12 protein-coding genes, 1 tRNA gene and 1 pseudogene are annotated in these 9005 nt (G+C 72.0%); 12 read left to right on the top strand and 2 right to left on the bottom strand.

Annotated features, from left to right (window positions below):
- Nucleotides 1–244: 244 nt before the first annotated feature.
- Entirely contained in the window at nt 245–373 is a 129-nt protein-coding gene (locus PV343_RS39945; RefSeq protein WP_319151960.1) for a hypothetical protein, read from the top strand.
- An 18-nt stretch (nt 374–391) separates the two neighbouring features.
- Here PV343_RS39945 and PV343_RS39940 read toward each other — a convergent pair whose 3' ends face one another.
- Nucleotides 392–1933, bottom strand: a complete 1542-nt coding sequence (locus tag PV343_RS39940) for a helicase HerA-like domain-containing protein (RefSeq protein ID WP_319151959.1) — start codon at nt 1931–1933, stop codon at nt 392–394.
- Between the two features lie 115 nt (nt 1934–2048).
- Here PV343_RS39940 and PV343_RS39935 point away from each other — a divergent pair, with 115 nt between their 5' ends.
- Together PV343_RS39935 and PV343_RS39930 are read left to right on the top strand one after the other, a co-directional pair.
- Complete coding sequence (locus tag PV343_RS39935) at nt 2049–2345, top strand: type II toxin-antitoxin system VapB family antitoxin (RefSeq protein WP_004943146.1); 297 nt, start codon at nt 2049–2051, stop codon at nt 2343–2345.
- Between the two features lie 98 nt (nt 2346–2443).
- Nucleotides 2444–3085 (top strand): LytR C-terminal domain-containing protein, encoded by a 642-nt coding sequence (locus PV343_RS39930; RefSeq protein WP_319151957.1) that lies wholly within the window; start codon nt 2444–2446, stop codon nt 3083–3085.
- Between the two features lie 84 nt (nt 3086–3169).
- Here the strand turns inward: PV343_RS39930 and upp are convergent, their stop codons facing one another.
- The gene (gene upp / locus PV343_RS39925; protein ID WP_319151956.1) at nt 3170–3805 is read right to left on the bottom strand and encodes a uracil phosphoribosyltransferase; all 636 of its coding nucleotides are present in this window, start codon (nt 3803–3805) and stop codon (nt 3170–3172) included.
- 129 nt (nt 3806–3934) lie between these two features.
- Here upp and PV343_RS39920 point away from each other — a divergent pair, with 129 nt between their 5' ends.
- From PV343_RS39920 to PV343_RS39880, 9 genes and pseudogenes are all read left to right on the top strand, one after another.
- Nucleotides 3935–4153 carry a hypothetical protein gene (locus tag PV343_RS39920; protein ID WP_380975745.1) on the top strand — a complete coding sequence of 73 codons (219 nt, stop codon included), beginning with the start codon at nt 3935–3937 and terminating at the stop codon, nt 4151–4153.
- Between the two features lie 332 nt (nt 4154–4485).
- Nucleotides 4486–5025 (top strand): hypothetical protein, encoded by a 540-nt coding sequence (locus tag PV343_RS39915; protein WP_319151963.1) that lies wholly within the window; start codon nt 4486–4488, stop codon nt 5023–5025.
- Nucleotides 5026–5102: 77 nt separating this feature from the next.
- A complete protein-coding gene (tadA, locus tag PV343_RS39910; RefSeq protein WP_319151962.1) occupies nt 5103–5534 on the top strand; it encodes a tRNA adenosine(34) deaminase TadA in 432 nt (143 codons plus the stop codon).
- Between the two features lie 57 nt (nt 5535–5591).
- Nucleotides 5592–5676 (top strand) — tRNA-Ser (locus tag PV343_RS39905).
- 172 nt (nt 5677–5848) lie between these two features.
- Entirely contained in the window at nt 5849–6028 is a 180-nt protein-coding gene (locus PV343_RS39900; protein ID WP_020940984.1) for a hypothetical protein, read from the top strand.
- Between the two features lie 31 nt (nt 6029–6059).
- Nucleotides 6060–6353 carry a Dabb family protein gene (locus PV343_RS39895; RefSeq protein WP_319151955.1) on the top strand — a complete coding sequence of 98 codons (294 nt, stop codon included), beginning with the start codon at nt 6060–6062 and terminating at the stop codon, nt 6351–6353.
- Between the two features lie 175 nt (nt 6354–6528).
- Nucleotides 6529–7398, top strand: a complete 870-nt coding sequence (locus PV343_RS39890) for an RNA polymerase sigma factor SigF (protein WP_319151961.1) — start codon at nt 6529–6531, stop codon at nt 7396–7398.
- 312 nt (nt 7399–7710) lie between these two features.
- Nucleotides 7711–8625 (top strand): RNA polymerase sigma factor SigF, encoded by a 915-nt coding sequence (locus PV343_RS39885; protein WP_319151954.1) that lies wholly within the window; start codon nt 7711–7713, stop codon nt 8623–8625.
- A gap of 95 nt (nt 8626–8720) precedes the next feature.
- Nucleotides 8721–9005 (top strand): annotated as a pseudogene (locus PV343_RS39880) (hypothetical protein); the annotation flags it as partial.

The following is a 9005-nucleotide window of genomic DNA, read 5'->3' as shown; positions in this document are numbered from 1 at the left end:
GCGCCCCGAGAGACCCGGACGTCCCGAGGCCCGCGGGCGCCACGCGCACGCGGAGCATCCCGGCCCCCGAGCACGCCGAGCCCCATGGGCCCCCCGAGACCCCCGGGCCCCGCGCGCCCCGCGCCGGAACCGCGTCCCGCCGAGCCGCTGCCGCCGTCGGCCGTGCCCCTGCTGCGCACGGTGGTCCTGCGCTGCTGACCGGCCCCGCTCCGAGGCCAGTCAGTCCGACGCGAGGAACACCGCCATGCCCACAGACCCGTACGCGGTCCTGCGCGCCCTGCTGCGCGCGGAGGCCAGGCGCAGCGCGCCGCCCCGGCCGGAAGGGCCGGAAGCCGAGAACCCGCCGACGGCGAAGGAGGAGGACGCCCGCTGACGCGCCGGCGGGGGCGGTCTACCGCCTCCGCCGGGCCGTGCCGAACAGGGACCGGGTGATCTCGCGGCCGAGCTGGGTGCCGACCGAGCGGGCCAGCGACTTGAACACGCCGCTGCCGACCACCTCCTCGACCAGCGACGGCTCCCGCTCGGGCGCCTTCGTCCGCGGGGCGGGGGCGGGCCGGCCGGCCTCGGGGGGCGCGGTGCGCCGGGCGCTCAGCCGCTCGTACGCCGACTCGCGGTCCACAGCCTGTGCATAACGTCCGAAGAGCGCGGACGCCCGCACCTCCCGGTCCAGTTCGTCCGCGTCTACCGGGCCCATCAGGGACTCCGGGGCGCGCAGCCGGGTGGCGGCGACGGGGGTCGGGGCGCCCTGCTCGCCGAGGACGGTCACCACGGCCTCGCCGGTGCCCAGGCCGGTGAGCAGTTCCGCCAGGTCGTAGGCGGAGTCCGGGAAGGTCTTCACGGTGGCCGCGAGGGCCTTCTGGTCGTCCGGGGTGAAGGCCCGCTGGGCGTGCTGGATCCGGCTGCCGAGCTGCCCGAGGACGTCGGAGGGCACGTCCTTCGGGGACTGCGTGACGAAGAAGACGCCGACCCCTTTCGAGCGAATCAGCCGTACGGTTCGGGTGATCGACTCCAGGAACGCCTTGGAGGCGTCGCCGAAGAGCAGATGGGCCTCGTCGAAGAAGAAGACCAGCTTGGGCCGGTCGAGGTCACCGACCTCCGGCAGGTCGTGGAAGAGGTCGGCCAGCAGCCACATCAGGAACGTCGAGAACAGCCGCGGACGGTCCTGCACGGCGGGCAGTTCGAGCACCGAGACGACGCCCCGTCCGTCCGGCGCCGTGCGCAGCAGGTCGGCCGTGCCGAACTCCGGCTCGCCGAAGAAGTCCGCCATGCCCTCGGCCTCGAAGGCGGTCAGCGAGCGCAGGATCACCCCGGCCGTGGCGGTGGACAGGCCACCGATCTCCCGCAGTTCGGACCTGCCCTCGTCCGAGGTCAGGAAGGCGACCACCGCCCTGAGGTCCTTCAGGTCGACCAGTTCCAGGCCCTTGGTGTCGGCGTAGTGGAAGATCAGGCCCAAGGACTGCTCCTGGGTCCGGTTGAGGCCAAGCACCTTGGACAGCAGCACCGGGCCGAAGGCGGTGACGGTGGCCCGCACCGGGATACCGCGGCCGAGCCCGCCGAGCGCCAGGAACTCCGCCGGGAAGCCGGCCGGGATCCACTCCTGGCCCACTTCGGCGGCGCGCCCGCGCACCCGGTCGCCCGCCTGTCCCGGCCGCGCGATGCCGGACAGGTCGCCCTTGATGTCCGCGAGGAACACCGGCACGCCCTGCGCCGACAGCTGCTCGGCGACGAGCTGGAGCGTCTTGGTCTTCCCGGTGCCGGTGGCGCCCGCGACCAGACCGTGCCGGTTGAGCACCGACAGCGGGACGCGCACCGGCGCGCCCGGATGGCACCGGCTGTCCCAGAGGAGGGCGCCGAGTTCGAGGGCGGGCCCGGTGAAGGCGTACCCCGAGGCGATCTCCCGAGCCCCGGCGGGCAGCGTCTCGCTGTCACTCATCTCCGGCCCCTGTTCCCGGTAGTTACCGTTATCACCCGTTTGGACACGGCTTTTCCAGCGTCGCACTACGGCGCCATGGCTGCGCCCGGAAGGTCTTGACCGGTAGGCTTTCCGTGTGATCTTCAAGCGCATCGGAAACGGCCGGCCGTACCCCGACCACGGCCGGGAAAGCACCCGGCAGTGGGCGGACGTCGCGCCGCGCCCGGTCCGCCTCGATCAGCTCGTGACCACCAAGCAGCAGCTCGACCTGGAGACCCTGCTGGCCGAGGACTCCACGTTCTACGGCGACCTCTTCGCGCACGTCGTGAAGTGGCAGGGCGACCTTTACCTGGAGGACGGCCTGCACCGCGCGGTCCGCGCCGCCCTCCAGCAGCGCCAGGTGCTGCACGCGCGCGTGCTCGAACTCGACTGACCCGGCGCGACACGCCCGTTGCCCCTTTCGGGTTCCACTGAGCGGCGTCTACTGATCATCTAATAGGCATCGTCGCCCGCGCGCACTACGCTGCGCTCATGAGCATGCTGACTCCCCCCGGCATGGGCGGCCAGTACCGCATCACGGGGGACAAATACCCGCGGATGCGCCGGCCGCGGCGGCGCGGCAGGCTCGCGTTCGCCGTCCTCGCGTCCGTCGCCGCGCTCGGCCTGATCGGCTGGGGGACGCTGCAGCTCATCGACGTCTTCACGGGCGGTGGCGAGAAGGACTCGGCGGCCGGCACCAAGGCGGACTGCCGCACCAAGGCGCAGACCGCCGCCCAGGTCGTGGCGCTGCCCAGGCCCGGCGACATCACGGTGAACGTCTACAACGCCACCCCCCGCGGCGGGCTGGCCAAGGACACGGCGGCCGAGCTGAAGAAGCGCGGCTTCCGGATCGGTCACGTGGGCAACGCGACCAAGGAGTTCGACAAGAAGGTCAAGGGCACCGGGGTGCTCCTCGGCCCCGCATCCGCGCTCAACAGCTCGCTGCCCGTGCTCGCCACCCAACTGGCCGGCGCCGAGCGCCGCACGGACGTCGCCCACAAGGGCGCCGACGTGGACCTGATCATCGGCGACGGCTTCAAGAACCTCACCGCCCGCCCGGCCGCCGACCGGGCCCTGACCACCCTGGCCAAGGCCGGCCAGACCCCCGCCACCCCGAAGAAGAAGCACTGCTGACCCGCACCGGGCCGGGACGACACAGGCACGGTCACCGAGCCCGGTGACCGTGCCTGAGGGAATCGCCGGGTCCGCCCGGCGGGACTACTCGGCGGCGCCGTACAGCCGGTCGCCCGCGTCCCCGAGGCCGGGGATGATGTAGCCGTGCTCGTTGAGGTGGTCGTCGACGGCCGCCGTCACGACCGTCACCGGGGTGCCCGCCAGCTCGCGCTCCATGACCGCGACGCCCTCGGGGGCGGCCAGCAGCACCACCGCGGTCACGTCGTCGGCGCCGCGCTTGATCAGCTCCTGGATGGCCGCGACCAGCGTGCCGCCCGTGGCCAGCATCGGGTCCAGCACGTACACCTGGCGGCCGGAGAGGTCCTCCGGCATGCGCGAGGCGTACGTGGACGCCTGCAGCGTCTCCTCGTTGCGGATCATGCCGAGGAAACCCACCTCGGCGGTCGGCAGCAGCCGCACCATGCCGTCCAGCATGCCGAGTCCGGCCCGCAGGATCGGCACGACCAGCGGCCGGGGGCGGGCCAGCTTCACCCCGGTGGTCGACGCGACCGGCGTCCGGATGTCGACGGCCTCGGTACGCACGTCCCGCGTGGCCTCGTAGGCGAGCAGGGTGACCAGCTCGTCGGCGAGGCGCCGGAAGGTCGCGGAGTCGGTGCGCTCGTCGCGCAGCGTGGTGAGCTTGTGGGCGACCAGGGGGTGGTCGACGACGTGGAGACGCATGTCCCTAACAGTAACCGTGCCCGCCGCCCCCTCGCGCTGGCACCGGCCCGCACCCGGCACCGCACCGGCCTGGCATCAAACCCCCCGACCGAGGGAAAGTGGGAGGGACGGACCCGGGGTGGTGTGACTGTGCCTGACCTGCCTGACCACAAGACCGATGCCGCCGCGCGCGCCGAGGACGCCGCCGGTCCGGGACAGCCCGAGACCGAGGCCCAGCGCCGGCGCCGGCGCGCCCAGTTCCTGCGCGACCTCGCCGAGGCACGCGCGCTGCGCGACCGGGTGCAGCCCCGGCGCGCCAAGGCCGCCCGGCTCCGGCACGCCATGCGGATGCGGACGTTCCGCTGGTAGGGAGGGCCGTCGTCGTACGATCCCGGCAGGAAAGACTCTGGTAAGGAAGATCATCGCCCACGCCGGTGTCCCGGGACGGAGTGCGTGGGCCTCCGGAAAAAGCCGCGTACGATCCGCAGGTGGCGGCAACGAGCGCGCCGGTGGGTCGTGCACCCGCCGGATGCGGGCGCACGATCAAAAGAGCCGGACACAGGGAGCCGAAGACGTCCCCTGAACGCCTTGTTTCTGCCACGATTCCGAGTGGGCGGGGCTCGGAGCACAGCTCTCCCCGCCCAGAACCTCCGCCGGGGGGACCCCCAACCGGCACGCCTATGACCAGTGGGAGAGTCACGGTGTACTTCGCCGCACTGCTCGCGCGCACCGAAGACGGGTGGGAAGCGAGCGACACAGAGCTCGACGATGTGGAGACCCTGTCGGATCTGGCCGACCTGGCCAGGGAAGCCTCTCCCGACGAGGACACGGTGTTCGTCCTGATCGAGCAGGAGGACGCCTGGTTCGGTCTCGTCCGGGTGGACGGCGAGGAGGACCCTCGCATCTTCGTCTCGGACGCGGCCGCCGCCGCCCGCAGCGCCTACGGGGAGCTGCTGCTCACGGACGAGCTGCTCGGCCGCGAGCCCGGCGCGGACGACGGGCCGGACCTGGACGCCCTCGACCTCGACGGCACCGAGGACGGCGAGTCCGAGGAGGAGCCCGAAGAGAACGAGGAGACCGCCGCCGCGGGCGCCGTGCCGCACGGCCCGGTGGGCGACGGAGGGATCCTCGACGACCTGGGCGTCGGCGAGAAGGAGCTGCGCGCCCTCGACCCGAACGATGCGCTGGCCGAGATCGCCGAGGCCCTGGGCGCCTCGGAGGTGCTGGAGACCGTCCGCTGACCACGCCCGGACAGCCCGAGAACCCCCGGGACGCACGGTGGGCGGCCGACCCGGTGCGCGACCCCTGGCGGGCCGCGATGCGGCTCGCCCTGGACGAGGCGGAGCTGGCCGTACGGGGCGCGGACGTCCCCGTCGGCGCCGTCGTGCTGTCCCCGGACGGCACGACGGTGCTCGGCGCCGGGCACAACGAACGCGAGGCCACCGGCGACCCCACGGCCCACGCGGAGGTGCTCGCGATCCGGCGGGCCGCCGCCGCGCTCGGCCAGTGGCGGCTGACCGGCTGCACGCTGGTCGTCACGCTCGAACCGTGCACGATGTGCGCGGGCGCGCTCGTGCAGTCCCGCGTGGACCGCGTGGTCTACGGCGCCCGTGACGACAAGGCGGGAGCCGCCGGCTCCCTGTGGGACGTCGTGCGGGACCGCCGGCTCAACCACCGGCCCGAGGTCGTCGAGGGCGTCCTGGCCGAGGAGTGCGCCGGGCTCCTCACGGCGTTCTTCCGGGACCGCTGACCGAGGGCCGCCCAACCGATTTCAGACCATGCCCCACCTTGCTGTAGGGTCTCCCTCGGTAGCGTGTCCGAGCGGCCGAAGGAGCTCGCCTCGAAAGCGAGTGTGGCGCAAGTCACCGAGGGTTCAAATCCCTCCGCTACCGCTGTAGAAGGGCCCCGTCGCGAGACGGGGCCCTTCGTGCGTTCCCGCGGACCCCGACGGGTTCCGGGGCAAGAGTCCCCGACGGGCGGCCCGTTGGTCCCTTCGGGGGGTGCGGCGGTTACACTCGCCGCCGGCAACAGAGCCCACGGGGCACAGGCACAGGGGAGGCCGCGGTGGCGGTGAACGCCAAGAAGATCGCCGTGTACGTGCTCGTGGTCTTCGCGCTGTACGTGATCATCACGGACCCGGCCAAGGCGGCCGACTACGTCCAGATAGCCTTCGAGGGCATCTCGGACGCGGCCAAGGCCATAGGCGACTTCATGACCTGGCTCGCCGACGGGGCGAAGAACTGAGAGAGCCGCCGAGGAAGCTGAGGTACACCCCATGATCCGCCACCTGGTCCTCTTCAGGCTCAACGACGGCGTCGAGCGCGACGATCCGAGGGTCGTCGCGGGCGTGGAGGCCTTCCGGGCGCTCGGCGGCCAGATCCAGGAGCTGCGCTTCTGGGAGTGCGCCTGGAACATCAGCGACCGGCCCGTCGCCTACGACTTCGCGATCAACTCGGCGGTCGAGGACACGGACGCCCTCAAGCGCTACCTGGAGCACCCGGCCCACCAGGCGGGCGTCGCCCTGTGGCGGGAGTTCGCCACGTGGGTGATCGCCGACTACGAGTTCTAGGCCCCCGCGCCCCGCAGCCCCCCGCCCGGAAAGGCGGGGGGCTTTCGCGTGTCCGGGGTCTCAACTTGGCGTCATCAGGCCACAACACGGGGTTATCGGGTGCTTGCACACAGTGCACATGTCTTGTGATGCTATGACCGCTTTTGACGGATGATTGACCGATGAAGAGGTGGCGTTGACCGTGTCGGCCAGTACTGCGCCGCCCCAGGAGGAGGCGCCCGCCCCCGCCTCCACCCCCGGCGCTCCCGGCGCCCCCGCCACCCCCGTCGCCCCCGAGAAGCGCCGCGGTGCCGACACCCGCGCGCTGACCCAGGTGCTCTTCGCCGAGCTGAAGGACCTGCAGCCGGGCACGCCGGAGCACAACCGCGTGCGAGGGGCGCTCATCGAGGCCAACCTCCCGCTCGTGCGCTACGCGGCCGCCCGCTTCCGCTCCCGCAACGAGCCCATGGAGGACGTGATCCAGGTCGGCACCATCGGCCTGATCAACGCCATCGACCGGTTCGACCCCGAGCGGGGCGTGCAGTTCCCGACCTTCGCGATGCCGACCGTCGTCGGCGAGATCAAGCGGTACTTCCGGGACAACGTCCGCACGGTCCACGTGCCACGCCGGCTGCACGAGCTGTGGGTCCAGGTCAACAGCGCCACCGAGGACCTCACCACGGCCTTCGGCCGCTCACCGTCGACCGCCGAGATCGCCGAGCGGCTGCGGATCAGCGAGGAGGAGGTGCTGTCCTGCATCGAGGCGGGCCGGTCGTACCACGCGACCTCCCTGGAGGCCGCGCAGGAGGGCGACGGGCTGCCGGGCCTGCTGGACCGCATCGGCTACGAGGACCCGGCCCTGGACGGCGTGGAGCACCGCGACCTGGTCCGCCACCTCCTGGTCCAACTCCCCGAACGCGAACAGAGAATCCTCCTCCTGCGCTACTACAGCAATCTCACCCAGTCCCAGATCAGCGCGGAACTGGGTGTGTCCCAGATGCACGTCTCGCGGCTACTCGCGCGTAGCTTCCAGCGGCTGCGGTCGGCGAATCGGATCGAGGCATAACCGGCGCACGGGTGCACGGTCCGGAACACACCAGATCGCACCGGATCGAAAGCAGGATCGATAGGTAACCGGCACGAGCGAATCGCTCACCAGGGCGGTTCCCGACAGTTGTGCTCCGAAATACCGTCAGACCCCGGCTTTCCAGGGCCGATTGGCATCTGACGTGTCGACATGTCACTACAGCGTGTTGCCGACATGTGACATTCTTCCGGAAGCGCGTTTGCCGGACCTCCGGCTCCGGTATTCAGGTGAAGGCTGCGTTGCTCGAATTGCATCGCCGCCCCGACTGTCCCGCGACCCAAAGGGGGTGGCATGTCCGCAGACCAGGGCAGCTCGAAGGTGCTCACGCCCACGAGCGAGGCAGCGCCCAAGGAGCTCGACGCTCTCGACGTGCTCGTTGACGTCACGGCCCTCCAAGCCGTGCCGGCGCCGCCCGTCCCCGCCGAGGCCGTACCGGCACCGGCGGACATCGACACCCGCACCCTGTCCCGCTCCCTGTTCCTGCGGCTCGCCGCACTCGACGAGAACAGCCCCGAGCGCGCCTACGTCCGGGACACCCTGATCGAACTCAACCTCCCTCTCGTGCGCTACGCGGCGGCCCGCTTCCGCTCGCGCAACGAGCCGATGGAGGACATCGTCCAGGTCGGCACGATCGGCCTGATCAAGGCGATCGACCGCTTCGACTGCGAACGGGGCGTGGAGTTCCCGACGTTCGCGATGCCGACGGTCGTGGGTGAGATCAAGCGCTTCTTCCGCGACACCTCGTGGTCGGTGCGCGTGCCGCGCCGGCTCCAGGAGCTGCGCCTGGCCCTCACCAAGGCCAGCGACGAGCTCTCCCAGAAGCTGGACCGCTCCCCGACGGTGGCGGAGCTGGCGGCGGTGCTCGGCGTCTCCGAGGAGGACGTGGTCGACGGCCTCGCGGTCGGCAACGCCTACACCGCCTCCTCGCTGGACTCCCCGGCACCCGAGGACGACGGCGGCGAGGGCTCCCTGGCCGACCGGCTCGGCTACGAGGACACCGCGCTGGAGGGCGTGGAGTACCGCGAGTCCCTCAAGCCGCTGCTGGCCAAGCTGCCGCCCCGGGAGCGCCGGATCATCATGCTGCGCTTCTTCGCCAACATGACCCAGTCGCAGATCGGCGAGGAGGTCGGCATCTCCCAGATGCACGTCTCCCGGCTGCTGACCCGGACCCTGGCCCAGCTGCGCGACGGACTCATCTCCGACTGAGCCTTCCCAACTGACGAGGCGTCAGCCACCATGGCCCGATGCTTCGTACCGGGATGCTTCGTACGACGACATGGACACATGGCCGCCGAGGCGCCGTGACGGCAGCGTCGGCGGCCGTCGTGTGTCTGGGCGCGGCGCTGGTCGCGTGCGGGGGCGGCGCGGGCGGGGGCGGCTACACGGCGGTGGGCGGGGTGCCCCGGCAGACGGTTGCGGCGGGGAAACCGACCGGGTCGGTGCGGATGGTGCCGCTGGACGGCCCGGGCGGCGGCACCGCTCCCGCCGGGACGGCAGGGGGCGCCGGCGAGCGGCCGGCCGCCCCTCCAGCCCCGGACGCCACGGGCACACCGACCGGCACGGCCGGCCGTCCCGGGCCGCACGGC

It is taken from the genome of Streptomyces sp. WI03-4A (assembly GCF_033792105.1).
GTDB classification, from domain to species: domain Bacteria; phylum Actinomycetota; class Actinomycetes; order Streptomycetales; family Streptomycetaceae; genus Streptomyces; species Streptomyces collinus_A.
Note: the sequence above shows the minus strand (reverse complement) of the source record. Positions and strands in the feature narration are given on the sequence as shown.

What these genes read in the sequence shown, in the direction of transcription:
- PV343_RS39945 (WP_319151960.1), top strand. Translation starts at nt 245, where the DNA reads ATGCCCACAGACCCGTACGCGGTCCTGCGCGCCCTGCTGCGCGCGGAG.
- PV343_RS39940 (WP_319151959.1), bottom strand. Translation starts at nt 1,933, where the DNA reads ATGAGTGACAGCGAGACGCTGCCCGCCGGGGCTCGGGAGATCGCCTCG.
- PV343_RS39930 (WP_319151957.1), top strand. Translation starts at nt 2,444, where the DNA reads ATGAGCATGCTGACTCCCCCCGGCATGGGCGGCCAGTACCGCATCACG.
- upp (WP_319151956.1), bottom strand. Translation starts at nt 3,805, where the DNA reads ATGCGTCTCCACGTCGTCGACCACCCCCTGGTCGCCCACAAGCTCACC.
- tadA (WP_319151962.1), top strand. Translation starts at nt 5,103, where the DNA reads ATGCGGCTCGCCCTGGACGAGGCGGAGCTGGCCGTACGGGGCGCGGAC.
- PV343_RS39895 (WP_319151955.1), top strand. Translation starts at nt 6,060, where the DNA reads ATGATCCGCCACCTGGTCCTCTTCAGGCTCAACGACGGCGTCGAGCGC.
- PV343_RS39885 (WP_319151954.1), top strand. Translation starts at nt 7,711, where the DNA reads ATGTCCGCAGACCAGGGCAGCTCGAAGGTGCTCACGCCCACGAGCGAG.